28 protein-coding genes and 1 tRNA gene are annotated in these 26,277 nt (G+C 68.9%); 18 read left to right on the forward strand and 11 right to left on the reverse strand.

Annotation, left to right across the window (positions count from 1 at the left end):
• The first annotated feature begins 8 nt into the window (after positions 1-8).
• The 3 genes from ACWDNU_RS11135 to ACWDNU_RS11145 all read left to right on the forward strand — a co-directional run bounded on the left by ACWDNU_RS11135 (position 9) and on the right by ACWDNU_RS11145 (position 2,620).
• Positions 9-485 (forward strand): Dps family protein, encoded by a 477-nt coding sequence (locus tag ACWDNU_RS11135; protein WP_354747488.1) that lies wholly within the window; start codon positions 9-11, stop codon positions 483-485.
• A 95-nt stretch (positions 486-580) separates the two neighbouring features.
• Complete coding sequence (locus ACWDNU_RS11140) at positions 581-1,972, forward strand: glutamate decarboxylase (RefSeq protein WP_449668670.1); 1,392 nt, start codon at positions 581-583, stop codon at positions 1,970-1,972.
• Between the two features lie 21 nt (positions 1,973-1,993).
• A complete protein-coding gene (locus tag ACWDNU_RS11145; RefSeq protein WP_449668671.1) occupies positions 1,994-2,620 on the forward strand; it encodes a TIGR03085 family metal-binding protein in 627 nt (208 codons plus the stop codon).
• 37 nt (positions 2,621-2,657) lie between these two features.
• Here ACWDNU_RS11145 and ACWDNU_RS11150 read toward each other — a convergent pair whose 3' ends face one another.
• Positions 2,658-4,505, reverse strand: a complete 1,848-nt coding sequence (locus ACWDNU_RS11150; RefSeq protein ID WP_449668672.1) for a prolyl oligopeptidase family serine peptidase — start codon at positions 4,503-4,505, stop codon at positions 2,658-2,660.
• A gap of 39 nt (positions 4,506-4,544) precedes the next feature.
• Between ACWDNU_RS11150 and ACWDNU_RS11155 the strand changes: the two genes are divergently transcribed.
• The gene (locus ACWDNU_RS11155; protein WP_449668673.1) at positions 4,545-5,288 is read left to right on the forward strand and encodes a methyltransferase domain-containing protein; all 744 of its coding nucleotides are present in this window, start codon (positions 4,545-4,547) and stop codon (positions 5,286-5,288) included.
• A 371-nt stretch (positions 5,289-5,659) separates the two neighbouring features.
• Here ACWDNU_RS11155 and ACWDNU_RS11160 read toward each other — a convergent pair.
• Together ACWDNU_RS11160 and ACWDNU_RS11165 are read right to left on the reverse strand one after the other, a co-directional pair.
• Positions 5,660-5,733 (reverse strand) — tRNA-Pro (locus ACWDNU_RS11160).
• Positions 5,734-5,762: 29 nt separating this feature from the next.
• A complete protein-coding gene (locus tag ACWDNU_RS11165; RefSeq protein WP_449668746.1) occupies positions 5,763-6,695 on the reverse strand; it encodes a metallophosphoesterase in 933 nt (310 codons plus the stop codon).
• 203 nt (positions 6,696-6,898) lie between these two features.
• On the opposite strand from ACWDNU_RS11165, the gene ACWDNU_RS11170 reads away from it, so the two are divergent.
• Complete coding sequence (locus ACWDNU_RS11170) at positions 6,899-7,150, forward strand: hypothetical protein (protein WP_449668674.1); 252 nt, start codon at positions 6,899-6,901, stop codon at positions 7,148-7,150.
• A gap of 57 nt (positions 7,151-7,207) precedes the next feature.
• On the opposite strand, the gene ACWDNU_RS11175 is transcribed toward ACWDNU_RS11170, so the two are convergent.
• Positions 7,208-9,358, reverse strand: a complete 2,151-nt coding sequence (locus ACWDNU_RS11175) for a transglycosylase domain-containing protein (protein ID WP_370933468.1) — start codon at positions 9,356-9,358, stop codon at positions 7,208-7,210.
• A 338-nt stretch (positions 9,359-9,696) separates the two neighbouring features.
• On the opposite strand from ACWDNU_RS11175, the gene ACWDNU_RS11180 reads away from it, so the two are divergent.
• Entirely contained in the window at positions 9,697-9,990 is a 294-nt protein-coding gene (locus ACWDNU_RS11180) for a WhiB family transcriptional regulator (protein ID WP_116205781.1), read from the forward strand.
• Positions 9,991-10,028: 38 nt separating this feature from the next.
• Here ACWDNU_RS11180 and ACWDNU_RS11185 read toward each other — a convergent pair whose 3' ends face one another.
• The 3 genes from ACWDNU_RS11185 to ACWDNU_RS11195 are packed head-to-tail and all read right to left on the reverse strand — an operon-like array spanning position 10,029 to position 12,422.
• On the reverse strand, positions 10,029-11,147 hold the full coding sequence (locus ACWDNU_RS11185; RefSeq protein ID WP_370933470.1) for an ArsA family ATPase: 1,119 nt from the start codon (positions 11,145-11,147) through the stop codon (positions 10,029-10,031).
• Complete coding sequence (locus ACWDNU_RS11190) at positions 11,147-12,151, reverse strand: ArsA-related P-loop ATPase (protein ID WP_370933472.1); 1,005 nt, start codon at positions 12,149-12,151, stop codon at positions 11,147-11,149. The genes ACWDNU_RS11185 and ACWDNU_RS11190 overlap by 1 nt, the downstream gene beginning before the upstream one ends.
• Positions 12,152-12,173: 22 nt before the next feature.
• Positions 12,174-12,422 carry a hypothetical protein gene (locus ACWDNU_RS11195; protein WP_370933473.1) on the reverse strand — a complete coding sequence of 83 codons (249 nt, stop codon included), beginning with the start codon at positions 12,420-12,422 and terminating at the stop codon, positions 12,174-12,176.
• A gap of 141 nt (positions 12,423-12,563) precedes the next feature.
• On the opposite strand from ACWDNU_RS11195, the gene ACWDNU_RS11200 reads away from it, so the two are divergent.
• From ACWDNU_RS11200 to ACWDNU_RS11230, 7 genes are all read left to right on the forward strand, one after another.
• Positions 12,564-12,725 carry a DUF4177 domain-containing protein gene (locus ACWDNU_RS11200; RefSeq protein WP_020664158.1) on the forward strand — a complete coding sequence of 54 codons (162 nt, stop codon included), beginning with the start codon at positions 12,564-12,566 and terminating at the stop codon, positions 12,723-12,725.
• Between the two features lie 10 nt (positions 12,726-12,735).
• Positions 12,736-13,191, forward strand: a complete 456-nt coding sequence (locus tag ACWDNU_RS11205) for a RidA family protein (protein WP_116205785.1) — start codon at positions 12,736-12,738, stop codon at positions 13,189-13,191.
• Complete coding sequence (locus ACWDNU_RS11210) at positions 13,191-13,820, forward strand: hypothetical protein (protein WP_037808399.1); 630 nt, start codon at positions 13,191-13,193, stop codon at positions 13,818-13,820. The genes ACWDNU_RS11205 and ACWDNU_RS11210 overlap by 1 nt, the downstream gene beginning before the upstream one ends.
• A 38-nt stretch (positions 13,821-13,858) precedes the next feature.
• Positions 13,859-15,046 (forward strand): hypothetical protein, encoded by a 1,188-nt coding sequence (locus ACWDNU_RS11215; protein ID WP_449668675.1) that lies wholly within the window; start codon positions 13,859-13,861, stop codon positions 15,044-15,046.
• Positions 15,047-15,221: 175 nt separating this feature from the next.
• Positions 15,222-16,046: an NUDIX hydrolase gene (locus ACWDNU_RS11220; RefSeq protein ID WP_370933477.1), complete on the forward strand. Its 825-nt coding sequence runs from the start codon at positions 15,222-15,224 to the stop codon at positions 16,044-16,046.
• The gene (locus tag ACWDNU_RS11225; protein WP_449668676.1) at positions 16,047-16,823 is read left to right on the forward strand and encodes an MBL fold metallo-hydrolase; all 777 of its coding nucleotides are present in this window, start codon (positions 16,047-16,049) and stop codon (positions 16,821-16,823) included.
• Entirely contained in the window at positions 16,820-17,074 is a 255-nt protein-coding gene (locus tag ACWDNU_RS11230) for a glutaredoxin domain-containing protein (protein WP_043827085.1), read from the forward strand. The genes ACWDNU_RS11225 and ACWDNU_RS11230 overlap by 4 nt, the downstream gene beginning before the upstream one ends.
• Before the next feature lie 586 nt (positions 17,075-17,660).
• On the opposite strand, the gene dnaN is transcribed toward ACWDNU_RS11230, so the two are convergent.
• A complete protein-coding gene (gene dnaN / locus ACWDNU_RS11235; RefSeq protein WP_370933481.1) occupies positions 17,661-18,734 on the reverse strand; it encodes a DNA polymerase III subunit beta in 1,074 nt (357 codons plus the stop codon).
• 84 nt (positions 18,735-18,818) lie between these two features.
• On the reverse strand, positions 18,819-20,078 hold the full coding sequence (locus ACWDNU_RS11240; RefSeq protein ID WP_449668677.1) for an MFS transporter: 1,260 nt from the start codon (positions 20,076-20,078) through the stop codon (positions 18,819-18,821).
• 92 nt (positions 20,079-20,170) lie between these two features.
• On the opposite strand from ACWDNU_RS11240, the gene ACWDNU_RS11245 reads away from it, so the two are divergent.
• Positions 20,171-21,328, forward strand: coding sequence for a glycosyltransferase (locus ACWDNU_RS11245; protein WP_449668678.1), 1,158 nt, complete (start codon positions 20,171-20,173; stop codon positions 21,326-21,328).
• Between the two features lie 412 nt (positions 21,329-21,740).
• Here the strand turns inward: ACWDNU_RS11245 and ACWDNU_RS11250 are convergent, their stop codons facing one another.
• The gene (locus ACWDNU_RS11250; protein WP_009084463.1) at positions 21,741-22,415 is read right to left on the reverse strand and encodes a Crp/Fnr family transcriptional regulator; all 675 of its coding nucleotides are present in this window, start codon (positions 22,413-22,415) and stop codon (positions 21,741-21,743) included.
• Between the two features lie 159 nt (positions 22,416-22,574).
• On the reverse strand, positions 22,575-22,826 hold the full coding sequence (locus ACWDNU_RS11255; protein WP_037369289.1) for a hypothetical protein: 252 nt from the start codon (positions 22,824-22,826) through the stop codon (positions 22,575-22,577).
• 237 nt (positions 22,827-23,063) lie between these two features.
• On the opposite strand from ACWDNU_RS11255, the gene nth reads away from it, so the two are divergent.
• The 4 genes from nth to ACWDNU_RS11275 are packed head-to-tail and all read left to right on the forward strand — an operon-like array spanning position 23,064 to position 26,248.
• Positions 23,064-23,747, forward strand: coding sequence for an endonuclease III (gene nth / locus ACWDNU_RS11260; RefSeq protein ID WP_449668747.1), 684 nt, complete (start codon positions 23,064-23,066; stop codon positions 23,745-23,747).
• The gene (locus ACWDNU_RS11265; protein WP_449668679.1) at positions 23,744-24,346 is read left to right on the forward strand and encodes a TlpA family protein disulfide reductase; all 603 of its coding nucleotides are present in this window, start codon (positions 23,744-23,746) and stop codon (positions 24,344-24,346) included. The genes nth and ACWDNU_RS11265 overlap by 4 nt, the downstream gene beginning before the upstream one ends.
• Positions 24,343-25,056, forward strand: coding sequence for an NUDIX hydrolase (locus ACWDNU_RS11270; protein WP_449668680.1), 714 nt, complete (start codon positions 24,343-24,345; stop codon positions 25,054-25,056). Before ACWDNU_RS11265 ends, ACWDNU_RS11270 begins: the two co-directional genes overlap by 4 nt.
• Before the next feature lie 7 nt (positions 25,057-25,063).
• Complete coding sequence (locus tag ACWDNU_RS11275; protein WP_370933490.1) at positions 25,064-26,248, forward strand: MarP family serine protease; 1,185 nt, start codon at positions 25,064-25,066, stop codon at positions 26,246-26,248.
• Positions 26,249-26,277: the final 29 nt, after the last annotated feature.

The following is a 26,277-nucleotide window of genomic DNA, read 5'->3' on the forward strand; positions in this document are numbered from 1 at the left end:
CACCCGAGATGACCACTTCCCCCATCAAGAGCCCGCTTTCCGACGCGGACAAGGAGATCACCGGCAACGCGCTGCAGGCGACGCTGACCGATCTGATCGACCTCTCGCTCATCGCGAAGCAGGCGCACTGGAACGTGGTGGGCCAGAACTTCCGCAGCGCGCACCTGCAGCTCGACGAGCTGGTGTCGACCGCGCGGCAGTACGTCGACGAGGTGGCCGAGCGCGCCGCCGCGATCGGGGTTTCGCCCAACGGCAAGGCGAAAACCGTCGTGGCGACCTCCGGGGCTCCGGAGTACCCGGACAACTGGCAGTCCGTCGACTCGACCATCTCCGCGATCGTCGACACGCTCGCGACGCTGATCGAACGGCTCCGCAAGCGCATCGACGAGACCGACAAGAGCGACCTCGTGACGCAGGATCTGCTCATCGAGATCACTCGCGCGCTGGAAGAGGCGCACTGGATGTGGCAGGCGCAGCAAGCCTGACCCGCTCCGTCTGAAGAAAAGCCGTCCGCCTTCTCCGCGGGCGGCTTTTCCGCATCCGGTGGTCGGCACTGGCGCCCCGCAGTAGGTTCGCTGCCATGGTGCTGCATCAGGGGAAACAAGATCGGGCAGACCGGAAGACGGGCACGAATCCGTTGTACGCCGGGAGCAATCCGGCGCTCGCCGCGGACTTCACGATGCCGCGCGACCGGCTGCGGGACGATTCGCTGCCGCCGGACACCGCGCTGCAGCTGGTGCGCGACGAGCTGATGCTCGACGGCAACGCGCGGCTCAACCTCGCCACGTTCGTCACGACGTGGATGGAGCCGCAGGCGCGCGAGCTGATGGCCGAATGCGTCGACAAGAACATGATCGACAAGGACGAGTACCCGCAGACCGCCGAACTCGAGCGCCGCTGCGTCAACATCCTCGCCGATCTGTGGCACGCGCCCGATCCGACCGACATCATGGGCTGTTCGACGACCGGGTCGTCCGAGGCCTGCATGCTCGCCGGAATGGCGTTGAAGCGGCGCTGGTCGAAGCTGGGCCGGACCGGAAAGCCGAACCTGGTGATGGGCATCAACGTCCAGGTGTGCTGGGAAAAGTTCTGCGAGTACTGGGAAGTCGAGCCGCGCCTGGTGCCGATGGAGGGCGACCGGTACCACCTGTCCGCCGAAGAAGCGGTGAAACTCTGCGACGAGAACACCATCGGCGTCGTCGCGATCCTCGGCTCGACCTTCGACGGCAGCTACGAGCCGGTCGCCGAGGTCGCGGCCGCTCTCGACGCGCTGCAGGAGCGGACCGGCTGGGACATCCCCGTGCACGTCGACGGCGCGTCCGGCGCGATGATCGCCCCGTTCCTCGACGAGGACCTGGAGTGGGACTTCCGGCTGCCGCGCGTCGCGTCGATCAACACCTCCGGGCACAAATACGGCCTCGTGTATCCCGGCGTCGGCTGGGTGGTGTGGCGTGACAAAGCCGCGCTGCCCGAGGAACTGGTGTTCAACGTCAACTACCTGGGCGGCGACATGCCGACCTTCGCACTCAATTTTTCGCGCCCTGGCTCGGAAGTCGCCGCGCAGTACTACACCTTCGTCCGGCTGGGTCGCGAAGGTTTCCGTGCGGTGCAACAAGCTTCGCGTGACGTGGCGACGTATCTGGCCGACGAGATCGCCAAGCTGGAACCCTTCGAGCTCCTCACCCGCGGCGACCAGTTGCCAGTGTTCGCCTTCACCACGTGCTCGGACATCACTGCGTTTGATGTCTTCGACGTTTCCCGCCGCCTCCGCGAACGCGGCTGGCTCGTGCCCGCGTACACGTTCCCGGACAACCGCACCGACCTGGCTGTGTTGCGCGTCGTCGTCCGCAACGGTTTCACGCACGACCTGGCCGACCTGCTGCTCGCCGACCTGAAGCGCGTGCTGCCGGAGCTGAACCGCCAGCCATCCCCGCAGCACGATCCCGCCACATCGACCGGCTTCCACCACTAACTGGCGAGTAACCTGGCTGGCATGGGCCTTGCCAAGGATGAACGCCAAGCGCTGAGCGACCTCTTCGAGCAGCTCGGCCCGGACGCCCCGACCCTGTGCGAGGGCTGGCAGACGCGGGATCTGGCCGCGCATCTGGTCGTGCGAGAGCACCGGCCGGACGCGATGCCCGGAATCGTGGTGCCCGCCCTCGCCGGTCACACGCAGAAGGTGCAAGACGGCGTCGCGGCGCGCCCGTGGGACGACCTGGTCGGCCAGGTGCGCCGAGGCCCGTCCCGCTTCTGGCCGACGTCCATCGGTCCGGTGGACGAGGCCACGAACAGCGCTGAGTTTTTAGTGCACCACGAGGATGTCCGCCGCGCGCAGCCGGATTGGTCCCCGCGCCCGGCTGACCCTTCGCGGGACGGTGCGGCCTGGCGGCTGGCTACGCGGACGGCGAAGCTGAACCTGCGCAAGTCGCCGGTCGGGGTGGTGCTGCGGACTCCGGATGGTCAGTCGGCTTCGGTGAAGTCAGGGACTCCGGTGGTGACCGTGGTGGGGGAGCCGGTGGAACTGCTGCTGTTCGTCTTCGGGAGGGACGCGGTGCAGGTGTCTTACGAGGGGGACGATGCTGCGGTGGAGCGGTTGAAGGGCGCTAAGCGCGGGCTGTGAGCCGGGCCGTCCAGGAGAACCTGGACGGCCCAACCCATCAACGCATTCCCAATGCCCGCAACGCGAAATACACCTCAATAGACGTCTGCTTAATCGTCTCAGCAATCACCAACGAGCCATGCCCGGCGTCATACCGGTAGAACTCATGCGGCGCGTCGCGCTTGGCGAGGCGGTCCAGGTAGTTCTCGATCTGCCGGATCGGGCAGCGCGGGTCGTTGTCCCCGGCCAGGATCAGCACCGGGGCGGCGACCGCGTCCACGTACGTCAGCGGCGAGCATTCGCGGTACACCGCGGGCACGTCGTCCGGGGCGCCGCCGAACAGGGCGCGGTCGAACGAGCGGAGCTGTTCCATCTCGTCCTCGTAAGCGGCGACATAATCGGCCACCGGAACGCCCGCGACGCCGGCGGCCCATCGGGTCGGCTGGGTGCCCATTGCCAGCAGGGTCAAGTATCCGCCCCACGAAGCGCCGTTCACGACGCACTTGTCCTTATCGGACAGTCCACTTTCGACAGCCCAGTCGTGCACCGCCGCGACGTCTTCCAGTTCGGTCAGTCCCGGGCGGCCTTCGATGGCGTCGCGCCATGCCGAGCCGTACCCGGTGGAGCCGCGGTAGTTGACCTCGACCACGGCGAATCCGGCGTCCAGCCAGGTCGCGCGGTAGGCGGAGAACCGGTCCTCGTCGGCCGCGTGCGGGCCGCCGTGCAGGGAGAACACCGTCGGCAACGGGCCGTCGGGAGCGTCTGCCGGCCGGGAAACCAGCGCGTGGATCCGGCCGCCGACACCCTCGACGAACGCGTCGGTGACCGGCGACGAACCCGGTGCGCGTTCGCCAGGCGGCGTCAGCAGGACGGAATCGGTGCCGTCGGCCGCGCGGGCACGGACCGCGGCGGGCTCCGCGGCGCTGGACCACGAGTACTCGATGGTTCCGTCCGGGCGCACGCCCGCGCCGCCGATCCGGCCAGCCGGAGTGTCCACAGCGGACAGTTCGCCGGTGTCGAGGTCGTAGCGGTACAACGAACTGCGCGCCTCGTGGAAGTGCACGACCAGCAACGCGCGCGCGTCCGGATACCAATCCGCGACGACCTCGCCGGGCAAATCAATCAGCAGTTCGGTTTCGGTGTCCGCCTGCACATCCCACACCAGCAGCTCTTCGCGGCCGCGGCGTTCGTGCAGGACCAGGACGCGCTGGTCGCCCGGCAGCGGCGAGAACTCCAGCGCCTGCAAGCCTTTTCCTTCGCCGTCCCATTTCTCCGCGACGGTGGCGAACCCGTCGGTGGACAGCACCCGCAACGCCGGATGCCGCGAATCCCCGTGCTCGGAATGGGAAATAGCGAGCAGGCTTTCGTCACGCGACATCGACGCGATCCCGGCGTCGTCCGAGTGCTGGTAGAAACGCTCGGTCACGCCGTCGATTTTCGCGAACAGTTCGCTGCCGTCGTCGGTCGAAACGCCGGCCGCGATCACTCGCCGGCCGATCTCCAGACCGGCCGGGTATCCGTCGTGAATATCGGGCAATGCTTTGACGGCCGCGGAACTGTCGCCGTCGAAGGGCTGGCTGCGCCACGATCCGAACTCGTCGCCGTCGGTGTCGTCGAACCACCAGATGGCCGTTCCGTCGGGCGCGGGCGTCGCGTGCAGGGTGCCGTTGGGCCGGCTGGTGACGCGCCGGTGACTGTCGGTGGCCCGGTCCCACGCGTAAACCTCCCAAACGCCACTGGCGTTGGAGACGTACACGTTGGCATCGGGTGCGTCGCGAGCCCATTCGGGCACCGAGATGCGCGGCGCGTGGAACCGCGCCAGCCAGCGCTTTTCGGCTTCGGCGTCGTCGAACAGGCGGTCCGGGACCACCGCGGGCGGATTTTGGTTGCCTGACTGCGTGCTCACCCCTCGATCCTGCCACCTTCCACCCGTACTCTGTGCGGGGTGCTGGAGGGTTACGCGCCGGGCTGTGCCCAAGACGCGCTGTCGATGATGAACACGCGCACAGCGAGTGACCGCGCCGCGTTCGCCCGATCACTCTTCACTCCAGGCTCCCGAGTCCTGGACCTGGGCTGCGGCCAAAGCTCGATCCTCAGCTCCCTGGCCCCGGACGTGCGGGTGATCTGCGTCAGCGTCTGCCCAACGGCACCCGCTTCGCCGTCCACAACGGACTACGTGGCCGGAGCGGTCTACGCACTTCCCTTTGCCGCTTCATCGATCGACGTGGTGTTCTCTCATTCGCTCTTCGAGCATCTGTCCGATCCGCACGCGGCTCTGACCGAAATCCGCCGCATCCTGCGCCCTGGCGGCAGGCTGGCGTTGGCCGCGCCGGACTGGAGCCGGGCGAAAATCCGGCCCAGAACAGCAAACGTGGACGCCGCACTGCGCGGTTATTACTTGGTGCGCCGCCGCGCGGGCGGCGACCCTTTCGCGGGTCGCGCTATCGCCGCCCACGTCGCCGACGCCGGATTCACCGACATCGTCGAGCGCGCTCGCTTCCGTGAAGAGCTGTCTTACCGGTCCCTGGCCGCCTACATGGAATCCCGGCTGGCCGTCGCCTTGTCGGAAGCCGGGGCGAACGATCGCGACCAGGTGACCTCCGCGGCTCGGTCCGCTTGGTCCTGGGCGAGAACCGCCGCTGTCGGAGACTTCCAGCAGTGCTGGCAAGAGCTGACCGCTACCTGCTAGTCCGCGGGCGGCATTACCGGGCGTGGCCGGAAAAAGACCCGCACCCGCCGCGAACGTGGTGAACGCCGCGTCCGGATTGACCCAGCCTTGACCGCTGCGGCTTAACGCGAGAAGGCCAGCCCGAGAACCAGGATTACCGTTCTCTCCGTCCGGATGCCCTTGCCGCGGGAAACCATCGCGGCAGAATAGCCGCGGTCCCTGAAAGGCCATTGCTTTCCGATTTCGCAGCGAGGGTGCGGAACCACCTGGATCAAGATCGCGGCTGCCTGTCCCCATGCGCATCGCGAACGCGATCGGCACGCGGAGCAGTGGAACCGGGGAAACGTGAAGGCCGGGCAGTCGCGATCTCGTGACTGCCCGGCCTTCATACGTCGGGGTGGCGGGATTTGAACCCACGACCTCCTCGACCCGAACGAGGCACGCTACCAAGCTGCGCCACACCCCGAGGTACTGCTTAGCGGGTCGGGAGTAAGTCTAGCGGACGGGTTTCACGGCTTTACGCGGGGCTGGTTTGCGGGGGTCGGAGGCCCCGGATCCGCGCGGGACCAGCGTCAACAGGCTCGCTTCCGGCGGGCAGGCGAAGCGCGCGGGGGCATAGGGGGAGGTGCCGAGTCCGGCGGAGACGTGGAGCCACATCCGGGCTCCCCAGCGGGAGGCGCCGCGGGCGCGGCTGCGGTCGAGTTCGCAGTTGGTGATGATCGCGCCGTAGCCGGGGATGCGGAGCTGGCCGCCGTGGGTGTGGCCGGCGAGGACGAGGTCGTAACCGTCGGTGGCGAAGGTGTCCAGAACGCGCGGTTCCGGGGAGTGGGTGACGCCGAGGCGGACGGCCGCGGTGGTGTCGGCGGGGCCGGCGATGTCGGAGTACCGGTCGCGGTGCAGGTGCGGGTCGTCGACTCCGGCGGCGAAGACGGCGCGGCCGCCGACGTCGACAGTGCGGCGGACGTGCGTGAGGTCGACCCAGCCGTGTTCGACGAAGGCCGCGCGGAGGTCGCGCCAGGGCAGCTGGGTGCCGTGGATGCGCTTCTTTTTGCCGCGGGGCATGAGGTAGCGCGCGGGGTTTTTGGGTTTGGGCGCGTAGTAGTCGTTGCTGCCGAACACGAACACCCCTGGCCGGTCCAGCAGCGGGCCGAGCGCGCGAAGCACGGACGGGACCGCCGTGCGGTGGGAGAGGTTGTCGCCGGTGTTGACGACGAGGTCCGGGTCGAGTTCGTCGAGCGCGGCGACCCAGCGTTGTTTGGCCTGGTGGCCGGGAAGCATGTGCAGGTCGGAGACGTGCAGGATGGTGAACGGCGGCGTGCCGGGCGCGAGTACGGGCAGTTCCGCGGTCCGCAGGGTGAAGCGGCGGCGTTCAATGCCGACGGCGTAACCGAGGGTGGCGGCCCCGAGGGCGATGGTCCCTGCGGCCAACCGCTTCGCGGTGCCCCCGGGCGGACTGGCGTTACCGAGCGTGCTCACAAGGTCGAGGATACGTGTTCGATCGGGTCGTCCGCCGTGGCCGGTGCCGGATGGCGTAGGGCGAAGGTCTCAGCGGTGCTCTCTCGACATCCGGCTCCTGGCGTCGTTGGATCGAATTGGATTGGACCAGTCCGACGGAGATGCGGAGCCTCGCGATGGCGATCACGTTTCTCTTTTTGCTGGCGGTGCTCATTTTGCTGGTGGTGCTGGCGGCGTTCCCGTGGCGCCGGCGAACAGAACCCTGGGCGCTGACCGCGGTTGTGCTGTTTTCGCTGGGGTGGCCCACCTACGAGTACTGGGACCGCGGCATCCCCAGCCACTGGGCGCCGCAGGTGTGGCTGATCACGCTGGGACCCGGCTTTCTGATCGCGATCGTGCGGCTTTTCCGGATCGCGCTCAAAGGCTGAGCCCGGACAAGCGAAACGGGGCGGGAGATCGCGTCTCCCGCCCCGTTTTCACCGGATTCAGTTGGTATAAGCCGGATCCTCCGGCGGCAACGGAACGACCGGCTGGTCCTTCATGATGTTCGTCATCGCGCCGAACCACGTCTGCGCGGGCGTCTTGCCGCCGAACATGTTGCCGGTGCCGCACGTCGACACGTCGCCGACGCCGTTGTAGCAAAGACCGCCGCTGCCGCCTTCCGGACGGAACACCATGGCCGCACCGGCCATCTGCGGCGTGCCGGCCACGAAGGTCGCCGAACCGTTGTTCTGGGTCGTTCCCGTCTTGCCGACGAGCGGCCGGTTCCAGCCGACTGCTTCAGCGGCCTTGGCGGACGTGCCGCCGGGCTGGTCGTCCTTGCTCATGCCGACCGCCATGGTGTTCGCGAGGCCTTCCGGCACGACCTGCTCGCACGCCGCTTCCTTGATCGGCACCGGCTTTCCGTCGCGGTCGGTCACCGACGCCAGCGGGGTCGGCGGGCACCATTTGCCGCCGCTCAGGATGGTCGCCGCGACGTTCGCCATTTCCAGGCCGCTCGTCGGGCTGAAGCCCAGCGTGAACGCACCCGTGCCCGGGTAATTGCCCTTGGGCCCGTAAGCCTGGGCCTGGGACTGGTTCTTGCCCGTGTCGGTCGACTTCGGGTCGACCTTGCCGCCGCCGGGGTTGCTCGCCATCGTCTCGCGCATGCCGAGCTTCGTCGCCATGTCGATGGCGGGCCCGGTGCTGCCGAGCTTGTCCTCCAGCGCCACGAACGCGGTGTTCGGCGAGGTCGCCAGTGCTTGCTGCAGCGAACCCGAATCGGGATAGCCGTTGCCGGCGTTGCCCACGCAATACCAGCGAGTGTTCGGCGCGCCGGTCGCCGGACAGTGCGGCTGGCTGCCGGTGAAGACGTGCGAGACGTAGCTGTTGCCGATCGGGATGTTGCTGTAGATCCCGGCGATGTGCTGGTTCAGCACCGCCGCGGTGGTGAAGATCTTGTAGCTCGACCCCGCGCCGCCGGTGTTGAACACGCCGGACGGGAGCGCGTACGTCGTCTGCCCCTGATCCGCGTCGATGCCGTAGTCGCGGTTCGCCGCGAGCGCCACCACTTCGTGCCGGTCCTTGCCCGGCCGGATCAGCGAAAGCGTGTTCGCGACGTTCTTCTGGGTTTTGCTCACCTGTTGCTCGGCCGAGACCTTCGCCTCGTGGTTGGCCTTCTCGTCCAGCGTGGTCTTGATCGTGTACCCGCCGGTGTAGAGCTGGTCCTCCGACATCCCGGCCTTGATCAGATAGTCCTGGACGTACTGGCAGAAGAAGCCGTTCTCGGTACCGGCCCCGGTGCAGTTCGACGCGGGCTTCTGCGGAGTGTCCGGCACCACGCCGAGCGGTTCCGCCTTGAACTTGTCCGCGTCCGCCTTCGCCAGCTTCTGGTTGCTGACCATCCGGTCGAGCACCAGGTTGCGCCGTTTCGTCGCCTTGTCCGGATGATTCCACGGGTCGAGGACGATCGGGTTGTTCACGATGCCCGCGAGCAGCGCGGCCTGCGGCACGGTCAGGTTCTCCGGCGTGGTGTTGAAGTAGGCGTGCGCGGCCGCTCCGACCCCGTAGATCTGCCGGGAGAACTCGACGATGTTGAGGTAGCCGGCGAGGATCTGGTCCTTCGAGAGCTTGGTCTCGAGGTTGATCGCGATCCGGGCTTCCTTGAGCTTGCGCGAGAGCGACTGCTCCTGCGCCTTGGCCTGGCCGTTCTTGTCGCCCCGGTAGACGACGTTGATCAGGTAGTTCTTCACGTACTGCTGCGTGATCGTCGAGGCGCCCTGCGTGTCCCCGCCCGCGGTGTTGGAGACGGCGGCGCGCAGCGTCCGGCCCCAGTTCACCCCGTGGTGCTCGTAGAACGCCTTGTCCTCGGCCGAGAGCAGCGCCCACTTCAGCGCCGGGTTGATCTGGTCCGGCCGGACCGGGATCCGGTACTGCTTGTACAGCGTCGCGATCGGCTTGCCGCCGGAGTCGGTGATGGTCGTCACCAGCGGCGGCGGGATGTCGGCGAGGTCGGAAGACGTCTTGTCGACCGTCTCGCTCGCCTGGTTGGACACGACCCCCGCGGCGCCTACCACCGGGAACATGATCCCGGCGACCAGCACCCCTGCCAGCAGGCACAGGCCGATGAGCTTGAAAAGACCATCCGTTTTGCGCACGAAAGCCAGGGTACTGAAGCCTCGTGTCGCCTTCGTGACCTCACGCCCGCGCGCCCCCCGCGAGCGATCAATAACGGGACCCCGTGACGTGACCTCAGGTAACGGAATGCATGCTAGGTCTCGACGGAGGGAACCGAGGGACCCTACAGTCCGTCAACGTCTCACGTAGATGCCGACAGACGGAGCAGCCCGGGTGGGAGCCTGGCTGGTCCGGACAGCGGCAGCGGCACCGGGGAGGTGCCGTCACCGACGTGCGGCGCAGTGGGAAACGCTCGCGGGGGTGGGAGCGGGAGCTTCGCCTTCGCTGGTGCCATACACCAGATGAGGGAGCTGGGGGTATGCAAACCAATCAGGTTGGCTGGCGGGTCGATGCCTCGTGCCGGGACGCTGATCCCGACGGGTTGTTCGTGCGAGGCGCCGAACAGAACAGGGCGAAAGCCGTGTGCATGGGGTGCCCGGTCCGCACCGAATGCCTCTCCGAGGCACTCGACGGCCGGATCAATTTCGGGGTCTGGGGCGGGATGACGGAACGGGAGCGGCGCGCCCTGCTGCGCCGTCGCCCGGACGTGACCAGCTGGACTGACCTGCTCGAAGCGGCCAAGCGGGACGCGCTGGCCGCCGCGGCGGGCTGAAAACCTGCTCGTGAGCGGCTGTGCTCAGGCGCAGCCGCTCACGACGTCAGCTTTGCTCCGATGTCGCGCAGGCCCTCGAGGTCGTGCACGTCACCGGCGAGCGCGGGCACCCGGGTCAGCGGCACTTCCGGATGCGCGCGGGTGAAGCGCGCCAGCAGGCGGTTTTCCCGTTCGGCCAGCGCGACGCGGTCGGCGTGCAGCCGCAGTACGGCCTCGGCGAGCGGCGCGTTCTGCACCGACTCGGCGGCGGTCAGCGCTTCGGTCGCGGACAGCGGCGCGAGCACCGGGTGCGTGCGGTTGGCGACCAGACCGGCCAGCGGCATCGACTCTCCGGCCAGCCGCTCGACGAAGTAGGACGCCTCGCGCAGCGCGTCCGGCTCCGGCGCGGCCACCACGAGGAACGACGTGCCCGACGACCGCAGCAGCTCGGCGGTCTTGCGCGCGCGTTCGCGGAATCCGCCGAACATGCTGTCGAAGGCCTGCATGAACGCCGACGCGTCGGCCAGCAGCTGGCCGCCGATGATCGTCGACACGGCCTTCGCGAACATCGAGAACCCGGCGCTGACCACCTTGCGCAGACCCCAGCCGCCCGCCTTCGCCGGACCGGTGAGCAGCCGGATCATCCGGCCGTCGAGCGCGGTGGACAGCCGGGTCGGCGCGTCCAGGAAGTCGAGCGCGGACCGGCTCGGCGGCGTGTCGACGATGATCAGATCCCATTCGTCGGTCGCCGCTAGCTGGCCCAGCTTTTCCATCGCCATGTACTCCTGCGTGCCGGAGAACGACGTGGAAATGGTCTGGTAGAAGGGGTTCTGCAGGAGCTGCTCGGCCCGCTCCGGGCCCGCGTGCACGCGCACCATGTCGTCGAACGTGCGACGCATGTCGAGCATCATCGCCCACAGTTCGCCCTTGGGCTCGAAGCCCTCGACCTGCACCTGCTTCGGGTGATTGCCCAGTTCGCGCAGCCCGAGCGCCTGTGCGAGCCTGCGCGCCGGGTCGATCGTGAGCACCACGGTCTGCCTGCCGCGCTCGGCGGCCCGCAGCGCGAGCGCCGCGGCGGTGGTGGTCTTGCCGACGCCGCCGGAGCCGCAGCACACGATCACGCGGCTGGCCGGGTCGTCGAGGAGGGCGTCCACGTCGAGCACCGTGTCGGCGGGCATCAGCGCACCCCCTGTTCCTGCAGCGTTTCGGCGAGTTCGTAGAGCGCGGCGACGTCCACGCCGTCGGTGAGATCCGGCAGCTCCAGCGTCGGCAGATCAGCCTCGGTGAGCTGTTCCCGGGCTCGTTGCTCGGCGGCGACGCGGACGGCGTGCTCCACGGTTTCCTCCACGAGCGCGTCGAGCGTCGCCTCCGGCAGGTTCAGCCCGGCGGAGGCGAGGCCGGAGCGCACCCGGTCGGCGTCCACCCGGCCGTCGGCGGCCGCGGTCACCGAGCGCGCGGGCAGCCGCGGCGGGCGGACCCGGTTCACCAGCACCGCGCCCGGCCGCAGGTCGGCGCCGTCGAGTTCGGCGACCGCCTCGACGGTCTCGCGCACCGGCATCTCCTCCAGCAGCGTGGTGAGGTGCACGGCGGTCTCGCCGGAGTGCAGCAGCCGGACGACGCCGTCGGCCTGGCCGCGGATCGGGCCGGTCTTGGCGAGGTCGGTGAGCGCCTTGGTGACGTCGAGGAACTTCACCACGCGTCCGGTCGGCGGCGCGTCGACGACGACCGCGTCATAGGTGTGGCGGCCGTCGGATTCCGTGCGCCCGACGCATTCCTTGATCTTCCCGGTCAGCAGGACGTCGCGAAGGCCCGGCGCGAGCGTGGTGGCGAACTCGATCGCCCCCATCCGGCGCAGCGTCCGCCCGGCGAACCCGAGGTTGTAGAACATCTCGAAGTATTCGAGCAGCGCCGCTTCGACGTCGATGTGCAACGCGCGCAGTTCGCCGCCGCCGGGGACCGACGCGATCCGCTGTTCCGCGTACGGCAGCGGTTCGGTGTCGAAAAGCTGTGCGATGCCCTGGCGGCCCTCGACCTCGATCAAGAGCACCCGGCGCCCGCGCGAGGCGAGTGCGAGACCCAGCGCCGCGGCGAGCGTGGTCTTGCCGGTCCCGCCCTTGCCGGTGACGAAATGCAGCCGGGCCCTGGCGAGCTCGTCGGTCCAGCCGGCGGAGGGTGTGGTCACATCCTCAACACTAAACCGGTGCTCAGCTGGCCAGCATCATGACGCTGACCGCAGCCGCGACCGCCGCGACGACGATCCAGGTCACCAGGGCGGGCAGCACCGTCAGCGTGAGCACTGCCACCACGATCAGCCCGGTGAGGGTGACCGCGCCGGACACGGCCACGTGCCCGGAGTCGTTCTTCCGGTCCCTGGCTTTGGCCATCACGGCCAGCACGAGCGGCAGTCCGGCAACGGCGAGCAGCACGGTCGCGACGATCCGCCAGGTCTCCACGTGCCCACGCTAGCGAGCGACGATCGGATGTGAACTGACCCACACTCGCCCGGCCTAGCCAGGCGTTGCCCTGGACGGGTGACGGGCTTTCGGCGGCGGCGGTCCGGAGGGGCCTTGCCCGCTTGGTTACGCTCCCGAGTCATGAGTGCGACCAAATGGGAGTACGCCACCGTCCCGCTGCTGATCCACGCTACGAAGCAGATTCTCGACCAGTGGGGCGAGGACGGCTGGGAGCTGGTGACCGTGCTGCCCAACCCGAGCGGCGAGCAGCACGTCGCGTACCTGAAGCGGCCGAAGAGCTGAGGGGGCGGCGTTGACCTGGAGCGACCGGCTCGCCGAACTCGGAATCGAACTGCCCGGAGTCGCCGCACCACTGGCCGCGTATGTGCCGGCCGTGCGCACCGGCTCGCACGTCTACACCTCCGGCCAGCTGCCTTTCGTTGACGGCGCGCTCGCCGCGACCGGCAAGGTCGGCGGCGAGGTCAGCCCGGAGGAAGCCAAGGGCCACGCCCGCACGGCGACGCTGAACGCGCTCGCCGCGGTGCACGCCCTCGTCGGCATTGACTCTGTTGTCCGGATTGTCAAGGTGGTCGGTTTCGTCGCCTCCGCGGAGGGCTTCACCGGCCAGCCCGCGGTCGTGAACGGGGCGTCCGAGCTGCTCGGCGAGATCTTCGGCGACGCCGGGGTGCACGCCCGGTCGGCCGTCGGCGTCGCGGAGCTTCCGATCGCTTCGCCGGTGGAAGTCGAACTGATCGTGGAGGTGGAGTGATGGACCCCGACATCGAGCAGTCCCTGCACGAACTGCTGCTGCGGCTCGCCGGCCGCACGCCGGACCAGCTGTTGTGGCGGTTCCGCGACTGGCTCGGCGAAGGCGCGATGGGGACGCTCGCGCGGACCCTGCCGAGGTCTTTGCTCAAGCACAGGATCGATTTGGACCAGGCGGAGTACCGCCTGCTCGTGGCCGGTCTGATCCCGCACGGCGCCGACTGGCACCAGGTGAGTTCCACCCTGGGGGTAGACGACGTCACCGAGACCAGGTACACATTCACGCAGAGTGCGCCCGAATGGGTGAACTCCGTCGACTCTGTGTCCGTCTTGCTCCACGCGACGTTGCGTGGACGCGCGGATGTGGGGGAAGTACGGCAGAGCTGGCGGCGCCTCGGCGCTTCCGGCGAGGGCGGGGCGAAGCGTGTCCTGCTGGTGACGGCGACCGCGGGACAGCCCCGGCTCACCGGTGAACTGCAGCGGGTGCTGCGGGTCATGGGGGACGAGGAACCCAGTGTCGAGGTCATCCCGCCGCGCTTCGACCTTCCCGGGTACCACCGGGCCGCGCTCGCCGAGTCCGAGCTGGTCTGCGTAGGCGCCGCGGGCGCCGGTCATCGACTTGTCGCCGCTTAACGCTCGTTGCCGCCAGGCGAGCTGGGAGGAGCAGAGCCATGGTGGAGGTTCACGACGGCCCGATGGACGGGTTCTCGGTGCCCCTGCGCCTGCATAACTTGTTGCTGGCCCTGGCGGGCCGCATCGACGACAGCGCGCTTACCGAAGCGCGGGAACTGATCGCCCGGGCCCACATCGACGAGGCGGTGGAACTCACCACCGGCACGTTGATCGCGGGCCGGATCGGGGTGAGCGAGGCCGAACAGCGCGAGCTGGCGCTGGTCCTCGAGATGAGCCGGTCGGACGCGACGCTCGCGAACGACCTGCTGGTCACCGACCACGAGCCGATGCACACGCACCGGTTCACGGGCGACAACCAGCCCGAGTTCGGTCTTGCCGAAGCGCTCGACCGCACCCTGCAGGTGCTGCCCGACGTGCGTTCCGTGCACGCGGTGTGGCGCAACACCCCGGCGGGCAGCGTGCCGGGCGCGTTGCCGCAGCGGGTCGTGCTGGTCGAGCTGGGTCCGGAGGGCAATCCGCCCGCGGTCGCGTTCCGCGTCGACACCGCGTTGCGCCGGGCGGGCATCCGCTCGGTCGTCGAGGTGAGCGGCCCGGGGATCCCGCAGTCGGATTACCACCAGGCCGCGGGTGCTGTCGCGAGCCCGGTGTGGGTCACCGGCAGCACGCATTCGGCCCCGGACTACCGGCCGGAACCGACGCCGCAGCGCAGTGCCCCGGCACCCGCTTCGGCCCCGGTTCCCGAACCGGTCTCGGAAGCCCCGAGCCGCCACGGGCACCGGCAGCCCGAGCCGGAGCCGGTAGCCGCCGCGGAGCCGGTGGTACCGGTCGCGCCGGTGGTGCCGATCGTGCAGGCCGTGCCCGCACAACCGGTCGCGATGCCGGAGCCGTCGGCTGAGCCAGCCGCGTCTTCGGAGCGTCCGCGGACTGCCGGGTCGGAGACGCGCGCCGAGCGCACGTCGGACCTGACGCCGTCCGAGGTGGCGCAGCTGCGGCGCGCGCTGGCCGAGGATCCGGAGAAGGGCCGCGAGATCGCCGCGGGCAAGCCGAGCATGCACGAGGTGGTCGAGCTGCCCGCGCTGGATCTGGACGACCCCAGCCTGTCCGAACGCGACCGTGCCCTGTTGCGCGAGCTGCACGAGGAACTGGCCGAGCGCGAACGCGCCGAGGCCGCCCGGTTGCGGCTCAACGGCGCGTCTCGTTCCGGCGGGGACCAGCACTGGTCCTGACTGTTTTGTTCGGTGAAGGGTCCCTCGCGATTCCGGCGAGGGACCCTTCGCTGTTTCGGTCTTTCACGGCTTTCGGCGACCGGACGCGAGACGGCGGCTTTGGGCTGGCTCGGGACTGTCGTGAGGTGACACAAGTAATCCGCGACGCGTACGGATTGCGAGGTATGTTGCCCGGGTGGAACGGCCGCGTGAATTCGTTTTCGACATCCCCGCCCGTCCCGGCATCGCGATCCGGGACAACGCGGATGGCCCGCCGGCGACCCCGAAGGACGCCGCCACGGTGATCCTGCTGCGGGACACTTCGCCCGGCGTGGAGGTTTTTCTCCAGCACCGCGTGATGGGCATGGCGTTCGCCGGCGGGATGACTGTGTTCCCGGGCGGTGGCGTGGACCCGCGCGACGCCGACGCGTCCGTGGCGTGGGCCGGGCCGCCGCCGTCGTGGTGGGCCGAGCAGTTCACCTGCGACGAAAGCCTTGCCCGCGCGCTCGTGTGCGCCGCGGTGCGCGAGACGTTCGAGGAGTCCGGCGTGCTGCTGGCCGGGACCGAGGACGCGGTGGTCGCCGACGTCGCGCCGTATCACGAAGCGCGAAAAGCCTTGGAATCACGGGAAATCTCGCTCGCCGGATTCCTCGCCGACGCCGGGCTCACCTTGCGCGCGGACCTGCTGCACCCATACGCCCACTGGGTCACGCCGCCGCAGGAGCAGCGTCGATACGACACCCGCTTCTTTGTCGCGAAGCTGCCTGAAGGTCAGCGCGCGGACGGTGCGACCTCCGAAGCCGCTGCCGCCGGTTGGCAACCGCCCGCGGAGGCAGTCGCGGACGCACGCGAAGGCCGTCGCACACTCATGCCGCCGACCTGGCTGACCCTTGTCGAACTCGCCGAGTTTTCCGAGGCCGACGCGGTGCTCGCCGAGCCGCGCGAGATCGTGAAGACCGTGCCGACCCTTGTCCGGGACGGCGAGAACATCCGCGTTGTCCTCGATACTTCGGAGTCCTGAGTGACCGCTCCTGCTTATGGCGTGCTGCGCCGTGTTTCCGAGACCGCGTCGGTGCTGTTGGAGAACAACCCGTCGACGATGACGTTGGAGGGAACCAACACCTGGGTCCTGCGCGGTGGCGACGCTGCCGCTTCCGTAGTCGTCGACCCCGGCTACCACGACCTGGACCATCTGGAAAAACTCGCGGGGGTTGGCCCCGTCGAGCTGATCCTGCTGACGCACCACCACCCGGACCACGCCGAAGGCGCACCGTGGTTCGCCTCGAAAACGGGCGCGCCCGTCCGAGCCTTCGACCCTTCCCTCTGCATCGACGCACCCCCCTTCGCCGACGGTGATGTCATCACGGCGGGCGGCCTGGACTTCACCGTCCTGCACACCCCCGGCCACACCGACGATTCGGTGTCGCTGCTGGTAGCAGGCCAAATCCTGACCGGAGACACCATCCTCGGCCGAGGCACGACGGTCCTGCACGACCTTGGCGACTACCTGCGCTCGCTGCGCAAACTGATCGCCCTGCCCGCCGGCACGCCAGGCCTGCCCGGCCACGGTCCGGAGCTGCCGGATCTGCCCGAGACCGCACGGGAGTATTTGGCGCACCGGGAACAGCGCCTGGATCAGGTGCGTTCCGCCTTGCGAACGCTCGGCGAAGACGCGACGCCGCGGCAAGTGGTCGAGGTCGTCTACGCCGACGTCGACCGCGCGCTGTGGGCTCCGGCCGAGGCGAGCGTGCGCGCACAACTGGACTACCTACGGGCTTCTTCGGAGGACGGACAATGAGCAACGTCGAGGTCGAGTTCTACTGGCGCCCAGGCTGCGGCTTCTGCTCGGCCCTGCGCCGCCCCCTGCTGGAGAGCGGCCTGCCGGTGCGGGAAATCAACATCTGGGAAGAGCCTGGTGCGGCCGAGCGAGTGCGCGAGGTGGCGAACGGGAACGAGACGGTGCCCACGGTCATTGTCGGGTCGACTGCGTTGGTGAACCCGACTTTCGACGAGGTCAAGGCCGCGGTGGCCGCGGAAACGGCTGCCTGAGGGCGGTTCCAGGCGCGCTGGGGCGGCTTCCTTGCGCTCCGCGGGCGAGCGGGGCTGGCTCGTGGGGCTCTCGTGGGCTTGCCTCGGGCGCACCGGGAAGGCCGGGTTGCTCCTGGCTTGCTTGGGATGCCGTGGCGCAGGTCTGGCTTGCTCGGGATGGCGTGGCGCAGGTCTGGCTTGCTCGGGATGGCGTGGCACATGCCCGGCTTGCTCGGGCGCGCTGCGGCGCAGGCGCGGCTCGTCGGGGTTTGCTGCAGCCTGCACCGGCCTGGGTGCCTCCGCAGGCGGGAGCAGCAAGCTCTTCGCCGCGCACCCGTCCTCGCGGTGCCGTCGGCCGCAGGAGAGGCTGCCGCAAACCGGTACCGGCGTGACTTCGCCCAGCCCGGTCCCGCTCCGCGCGGCGCAGCCAACTCAGGCCGATTCGGCTCAGCCTCGCTCCCGGCACAAGCGCATCCCAGCCCAATCCGGCTTGGCTCCCGCTCGCTCCGGCAGTGCCCCGCAGCGGGCCCTTCACCGTGCGGCCGGACCGCGGCGACCCTGGATCGCATCTCGCCCGTCTACCCGAACCAGCCTCAGCGAGCGCAGGTCACCGAGGCAGCAATGGCATCAGGTAGTACTTCAATCTCACCTCCCGTCCGTCCTCATCAGCCGGGGTCAGGACGCAGGCTCGCATTCCCGGTTGGATCGCCAGTCGTATTCGTTCTCCGGTGAACGGGGCTAGTGCGTCCAGGAGGTAGCGGGCTTGGAAGGACGGTGACGTCCGGCCGCCGCAAACGTTTGCCTTTAGGTGTTCTTCTGCTTCGCCGGTGTCTTGGCGCGTGCTGGCCAGGCGGAGGTGTGCGTCGCCGACTTCCAGGGTCAGGACGCGGCGGTCTTCGGAGTAGACGCCGACTCGGCGGATGGCGGCGGCTAGTTCGTCGGCACCCACCTCGACTTCCGTGTCGACCGCGTCCGATGGGATTGCGTCTGCGGACAGGAAGCCTGCGTCCAGGACTGCCGTCGTCACGGTGCCGCCGGGCCAGCTCAGGGCGAAGTGGCCGGTGTCGGCGTGCAGTCCCATCGCGCCGGAGCTGTGGCGGGCCGCTTCGGTCAACAGAGTGGCTGGGACCAACACGTCGATGGGCTCCAGGACCTCCCGAAGTGGCAGGCGGGCTACAGCCATTCGGTAGCGGTCTGAAGCTGTCAGGCATAACTCGTCGCCAACCGACTGCACGCGTACACCGGTGAAGACCGGGAGCGGGTCGTCTTTTGCGGCGGTGCCTGCGACGGTGCGTAAAGCCGCGGCGAGAGCAGTGCCGTCCACTTTGGACAGCAGAGGGGGCGGTGCCGGATCGTGCAGCAGGTCGCGGTCCAGCAGGGGCAGGGCGAAGCGGGCATTGTCTGTTCGGATCGCGAGGCGGGTCCCTTCGACACACAGCCGGACTTGGTCGACGTCCAGCATGCGGACCGTTTCGGCGAACGGTGCGGCTGGCACTACGACTTCGCCGTCGAGATGCGTCGTCGCTGGGCAGGACAGCTGGACGGCCAGGTCGCGGTCGTTGCCGGACACGACGAGACCGGCAGCGTTCGCCCGCAAGCGCAGACGGGCTTGTCTTGAGAGGAGTCGGCTGGCGGCAGTTACGACCGCCGCTAGCGGCCGTACGAAAGAAGTGAGATCCATGCCACGCAACGTAACGGCGACCACCGACAAAAACGCGAGCCAAGGCAGTTGAGCTGCGGAAAGGTCAGCGTGGGTGCGAGACGCCTAGCCTGCAGCCCCAACTAGAGCGGGGTCAGCAACCGCGGGCGAGGCAGCCCGCACGGTCCCGCGCAGCAGCCACACGACGCCGGCCAACGCGACGCCAGCAACACCGGCGGCCAAGAATGCCGAAGCGGTCCCGGAATGCTCGACCAGGTAGCCACTCACCGACTGCCCGGCCGCGAGACCCAGCGTGACCGCCGTGAGGACCCACCCGAACGCCTCGGCCGCAGTGCCGCGCGGGGCGACGACCTCGATCGCTGCGGAGTGGGTCGTCGATTGGGGCGTGATCATCGCGCCGGCCAGCAGCATCAGCAGCGCAAGGGCCCAGAGGCTCGACGGAAGGGCAAGCAGCGCAACGAAAGCACCGAAACCGCCCAGCAGAACCGGCAGGCGCAGGCCGAGGCGGCGCGGCCACGGGTGCAGGCTGTAGGCCACCCCGAACGCCACCGAGCTCAGCGACCACGCCGACAGCAGCAAACCGCTCAGCGAAGGGTGGCCGGATTCCGTTGCGGCGGCCGGAACGGCGACCTCCACGAACCCGATCACCATGCCGAAACCGAGCGCTGCCAAGGCAAGCGTCCGCATCCCGGGGCTGGCCAGCGCGCCGAGCAGCGGCGTCTTGGCCTTCGGGGCCGGTCCCCACGCGCGCACGGTCGGGTTCAGCGCGAACAGCACCGCGCCGGTGACCATGGTGATCGAGCCGACGACCATGCCGGTGCCCGCCCACGGCGCGGTGATCAGCAGGCCCGCGATGCCGGGGCCGAGAATGAAGAAGACCTCCATGCTGATCGCTTCGTACGACAGCGCGGCGTTGCGGGCAGGCCCTTCCGGCAGGATTTTCGTCCACAGCGCCCGCGACGCCGAGCCGACCATCGGTTCCGAAAGCCCGGTCGCGGCGGCCAGCGGGATCAGCGCGAACGTCGGCAGATGCGCCTCGATCGCGACCGCCAGCGACGCCATCGACAGCGCGAACACGGCGGCGACGATCAGCAGCGGGCGGCTCGGCCCGAATCGGTCGATCAGCCTGCCCTGCACGACCGCGCCCACCGAGACCCCGGCGAGCGAACTCGCCGAGACCAGCCCGGCCGCGGCGAACGAACCGGTTTCGCGCTGCACGTACAGCAGCGCGGAAATGCCGATCATCGCGATCGGGAGCCGGGCGAGGATCGACGCGATCACCGGGCCGCGAGAGCCAGGGGCGGTCAGCGCGGCACGGTAGTCGGCGAGCGTGGTGCGGCCTTCGGAATGGGCAGACTGGGACACGCGTACTAGTATGGCGAAATTGGTACGGAGGTACCAGTTATTTTCTGGTCGTCTTGGTCACGCCCGATCGGGTCAGTCGCTACGCTCGCGCGATGCGGCTGATGTTCTCCTCCGGAGCTGGGTACAGCCATATCGCGCCGATGCTGCCGTTCGCCCAAGCAGCACGGAAAGCCGGGGACGAGGTCGCGTTCGTGACCGGTCCGGAAGCCGTGCGGTATCTGGAAAACACCGGGCTGCAGGCCGTCTCCGTAGGACGGCCGAGCGATCCTGCCGCCGCGTCCGCGATGTGGCAACGGGCTCGCGAAGAGATGGCCGGGATGACCGCCGACGAGCGGCTCTCCCACCTGGTCGCCGAGTACATGGTCGGCCTCGGCGCGGCCGCACGGCTCGACGACATGGTCGAGTTCGTCCGCGACTGGCGGCCCGATTTCATCATCGCGAACCTCGCTGAACGCGCGGCTGTGATGGCTGCGTGCCTGGTCGGCGTCCCGTACGCGATGCACGCGATCGGTCCGCCGAAGTCCGCCGCGACGATGGAGCGAGCCTGGGAAGTCGCGAACGGCCTGGTCCGCCAGCGAGGCCTCGACGGGCTGCCGCCCCGCGACACCGTGCCGTACCTGGACTTCTGGCCCGAGGGACTGATCCCGGCCGACGTCCTGTGGGAGTACTCGACGCGCTGGCCGCTCCTGCCCGCCGACGTGGTCCCGACGCCGGGTCCGCGTCCGTCGGTGCTCGACGAGTTGCCGTACGACCGGACCGTCTACGTCACCCTCGGCACCACCCACAACGCGCGACCAGGCGTGCTGGAAGGAATGGTCGCCGCCCTGCGCGACGAGCCGGTGAACGTCGTGGTGACGATCGGCCGGGACGGTGATGCCAGCCGCTTCGGCGAGCCGCCGGACCACGTGCGGATCGAGCAGTTCGTGCCGCAGACCCAGCTGCTGCCCGCGGTCGACGCGGTGGTCTGCCACGGCGGTTCGGCGACCGTTCTCGGCGCGCTCGCGCACGGGGTGCCGCTGGTGGTTTCGCCGCTGGCGTCTGATCATTTCGAAGTCGCCGCGCAGGTGCGGGCGGCGGAAGCCGGAATCGTGGCCGACTCCGGCGACGGGATCCTCGACGCGGTCCAGGCGGTGCTCGCCGACCGGAAGTACCGGGCGTCCGCCGAGTCCCTCGCTGACCAGATCGCCGGGCAACCCGCTCCGGCGACGGTGGTGGCGCGGTTGCGCGAACTAGAGGTCTCGATCCGGTAACAGCAGCTGGATTCTTCGTGAACTAGTGCAACGAAGACGCGGTCTTGGCGTCCTTGAGGGTGAATGGCCTTGAATTCGTGAGTTTTGGCCGTGATGGTTGAACGACAGCCCGCCTGCGGGCTGGACAGCACTGCAGCACCCAGCTCCCTCCGGCATATGGGTCGGGGCCTGGTCCGGAGGGCGGGGAGCGCGGGTCGTCGGGGGATGATCCGTGCGCAGGCGAGGAGCCGGTGCGCCACGTCGGGGGTGGCGCCCGGCTCCTTGTCATTTTCCTGGCCGGACGCGCGGAAACCGGCGGCGACACGGGGCGCGAGCGGAATGCCGCTCGTGTGGGGGATAGCTGCACGAAGGCCACCCCCAGTAGGAGGTGGCCTTCGAAAAACCCGTGCGGATTAACCCACTCGGGGGAAGATCAGCGGGCGCGGCGAGCGAGCCGCTCCGGGTCCAGGATCAGGACGCTCTTGCCCTCGAGCCGCAGCCAGCCGCGGTGGGCGAAGTCGGCCAGCGCCTTGTTGACGGTCTCGCGGGACGCGCCGACGTACTGGGCGATCTCTTCCTGCGTCAGGTCGTGCGTGACCCGCAGCAGGCCCGCCTCCTGGCTGCCGAAGCGCTGCGCCAGCTGCAGCAGCGCACGCGCCACGCGGCCGGGGACGTCGGTGAAGATCAGTTCCGCGACCATGTTGTTCGTGCGGCGCAGCCGGCGCGCGACCACGCGCAGCAGCTGCTCGGCGATCTCCGGGCGGGTGGCGATCCACTGCCGCAGCGCCGGGCGGTCCATGGTGACCGCGCGGACCTCGGTGACCGTCGTGGCGCCGGACGTGCGCGGGCCGGGGTCGAAGATGGACAGTTCGCCGAACATGTCGGACGGACCGGCGATCCACAGCAGGTTCTCGCGGCCGTCCGGGGACTTGCGGCCGATCTTCACCTTGCCGGACTGGATGATGTACAGCCGGTCGCCCGGCTCGCCCTCGTTGAAGATGACATGGCCGCGGGGGAACTCCACGGATTCCAAGGTCTGGGCCAGCGCCTCCGCCGCTGCCGGCTCCACACCCTGGAAAATGCCCGCACGGGCCAGGGTTTCGTCCACCTCGGGTGCCTCCTCGTCGAGAAACGATCACTTCCTTCGCAGGCCGAAGGCAGTGTCGCCGATCACTTTCGCGTCAGTCTAGGGCGTGTCGGGCAGATCGCTCGTCGGCTCGCCGCGCCGGGCGCGGCTGCCTGGAACGATCACGTCCGACTGAGCAGCCTAACTCCGCACCTTGCGCGCGCGTAGCCTGGCTGCCCGTCCGCCGAGCCGGCGAAGCCGGAACAGCTCGAGCGCGCGGCCGATCCCGTGCCCGTAAAGGGCCCTGACCTCGTTGGGCTGAGCCTGCTCCAGGAACTCCTCGACCTCGTTCTCCTGGACCGCGACGTGCTTGAGCCTGCTCTCGACCCGCTCCATGAACAACGCGAAGAACATGATCACCAGCGGGACCAAGATCACGAACCACACGGTCATGCCACAGCTCCGCTGTTGTCGGTGACGCACTCGGTCATGGATCTCCAGATCCTCGCTCAGGGCGGACGCGCGGCCCGCAGAGGTGGTGCTCTGGCGGTTCGGCCGTCCACCGGCGGATGCTCCCGACCGGCTCGTCCGACTCGCCCGTAGGCTATCGGGGTGCCCCCTGTTGTCCCGAACGGGCCCCGCGCGGACCGCGAAGAAAGCCGGCTCGCCCTCGTGAGACGCGCCCGGCGGATGAAACGTTGCCTCGACGAGGTTTATCCGGACGCGAAGGCCGAGCTGGACTTCACGAATCCGCTGGAACTGCTGGTCGCGGTGGTGTTGTCGGCGCAGACCACGGACGTGCGGGTGAACCTGGTCACGCCCGCGTTGTTCGCGAAGTACCGCACCGCGGCCGATTACGCCGGAGCCGAGCGTTCCGAACTCGAGGAATACCTGCGCACGACCGGGTTTTTCCGGGCGAAAGCGAATTCGCTGATGGGTCTCGGCGCGGCGCTCGTGGAGCGCTACGACGGCGAGGTGCCGAAGAAACTGGACGACCTCGTCACGCTGCCCGGCGTCGGCCGCAAGACCGCGAATGTCGTGCTCGGCAACGCTTTCGACGTGCCTGGAATCACAGTGGACACTCACTTCGGCCGCCTCGTGCGGCGCTGGGGCTGGACCGCTGAAGAGGATCCGGTCAAGGTCGAGCACGCGGTCGGCGAGCTGATCCCGCGGAAAGAGTGGACGATGCTGTCCCACCGCGTGATTTTCCACGGCCGCCGCGTGTGCCACGCGCGGAAACCGGCCTGCGGCGCGTGTCCGCTGCGCAAGGACTGCCCCTCGTTCGGCGCTGGGCCCCCTGAGTTCGAAGTGGCCGCGAAGCTCGTCAAAGGCCCGGAGAAGGACCACATCCTCGAGCTGGCGGCGCGCGGGTGACTGGAGTCACCAAATGGGCGCTCGGGGTCGCGGTGCTGGCGGTGGCCGCGCTGGTCGCGGTCCTGACGCTTCGCGGCGGCGACGCGACTTCCGCGCCACCCGCTTCCGGCGACCTCACTGCCGCGCGCGGGGCGGCGAAGCTCCAGGCTTGCCCGCCCGCCGCGGCGAAGGAGGTCGGCCAGCTGTCCGGGATCGAGGCGGACTGCCTCGGCGACGGTTCCCGGGTGGACGTCGGCAAGGTCCTCGGCGGCGGTCCGGTGCTGGTCAACGTGTGGGCGTCCTGGTGCCAGCCGTGCCGCACGGAATTGCCGGTGCTGCAGCGGTACGCCGCCGAGCCGGGCGCGGTGCGCGTGGTCGGCGTGCAGGTCGCGAGCCCGGCCGCCGACGGGCTGGGCTTGTTCACGCGACTCGGTGTGCATCTTCCGTCGCTCTATGACGGCGACGGCCAGACCGGTCCCATCCGCACCGCGCTCAAGGCGCCCTCGTCGTTGCCCGCGTCGTACCTGGTCACCGCGGACGGCCAGGTCCGGTTCATCGCGAACCCGCGGTTGTTCGACAACACTGACCAGGTGCGCGCTGCTGTGAAGGACAACTCATGACCGGACCGCTCGTCGAACCCGAAGCCGTGCCGGAATGGCTGCGGCCGCTGGTCAAGGTGTCCGCCGAGGTCGACAGCCGCACGTTCACCCGGTTCAGTCCGCCGGAAGACCTGCTCACCCGCGCCGCCGCGGTGCTGATCCTGTTCGGCGAACGGCCTGGCGGGGACGGTCCGGACGTTCTGCTGCAGCGCCGCGCGGACACTCTGGGCTCGCACGCCGGGCAGGTTTCGTTCCCCGGTGGCGGCGCGGAGGACGGCGACGACGGCCCGGTCGGCACGGCCCTGCGCGAGGCCGAGGAGGAGACCGGCGTCGACCCGTCGGGGATCCTGCCGGTCGCGGTGCTGCCGGAGCTGTTCGTGCCGGTGTCGAAGTTCGCGGTCACGCCGGTGCTGGCGCACTGGCACACCCCGTCGCCGGTGCGCGCGGTCGATCCGGCCGAGACCGCGGCGGTCGCTCGGGTTTCGCTGGCCGACCTCGCGGACCCGGCGAATCGGTTCACCGTGCGCCGCGGCGACGCGTCGTGGCGAGGGCCGGCGTTCACCGTCGACGGCCTGTTCGTGTGGGGTTTCACCGCCGGTCTGCTGTCCGTGCTGTTGTCGCTCGGCGGCTGGGAGCGGGCGTGGGACACCGGCGATGTGCGCGAGCTTGACGTAGCGTGGGCCGAACATCAGGGCCGGTCGGCGGTCCGGGACGGCAGTATCGAGGAGTGACGGCGCGGTGAACTGGGTCGATGTCGTCGTCCTGCTGCTCGCGGTCATGGCGGCGGTTTCCGGCGCGTTCCAGGGCGTGATCGTCGCGCTGCCCGCGCTCGTAGGCGTCGCGCTGGGCGCGGTGGCCGGGGTGAAGCTGGCACCGTTCGTGATCAGCCTCTTCGACAGTCCCGTGGCGAAGGTGGCGTTCGCGTTCGCGGTGGTTGTGTTTCTGATCGTGCTTGGCGAGACGCTCGGGGTGTGGGTTGGGCGGAAGCTGCGGCAGAAGATCAAACCGGACAAGCTTTCCGGTATCGACAAGACTCTTGGCGCGATCTTGCAGGCCGCTGCGGTGTTCGTGGTTGCTTGGTTGGTGGCGAATCCGCTGACGACCGTGTCGGCGATTCCTGGGTTGGCTAAGTCGATCAATTCGTCGGTGGTGCTCGGCGAGGTCAATGATTTGATGCCTGCTGAGGCGCAGGGGCTTCCCAGTGATTTGCGGAAGTTGCTGGATGCTTCTGGGTTTCCGTCCGCGTTGTCGCCGTTTGAGAAGGCTCCTTCCGCGGATACGCCGCCGCCTGATACTTCGTTGAATGTGTCCGCGGTGGCTAAGCGGGTGCATCCCAGTGTGGTGAAGATTCGGGGGAATGCGCCGTCTTGTTCGCGGGCGCTTGAAGGCAGTGGGTTTGTGGTTGCGCCGCAGCGGGTTATGACTAACGCGCATGTGGTGGCGGGGACTGATGAGGTCGGGATTGAGTCGACTTCGGGGGATTATCGGGCTCGGGTTGTTTATTTCAATCCTGAGGTTGATGTTGCCGTGTTGGCGGTGCCTGGGTTGAAGGCTCCGGTGTTGCCGTTCGCGTCGCAGACCGCGAAGGCTGGGGATAATGCGGTGGTGTTGGGGTATCCGTTGGATGGGCCTTATACCGCTACGCCTGCTCGGGTTCGGACGCGGATTAACTTGCGTGGGCCGGATATTTACGACGCTAATACTGTGCAGCGGGATGTGTTCACCGTTCGCGGGACTGTGCGGAGCGGGAACTCTGGGGGGCCGATGATTACTCCTGACGGGGATGTCATCGGGGTGGTTTTCGGGGCTGCGGTTGAGGATCCGGATACTGGGTTTACGTTGACCGCGGATCAGGTGCGTAGTGAGGTTGATGCTGCTCCGTCGCAGACTGCTCGGGTTGCTACTGGGGCTTGTGCTAATTGACGGCTCGTCGCCTGGCGGCGACATCGCGT

It is taken from the genome of Amycolatopsis sp. NPDC003676, from assembly GCF_053587275.1.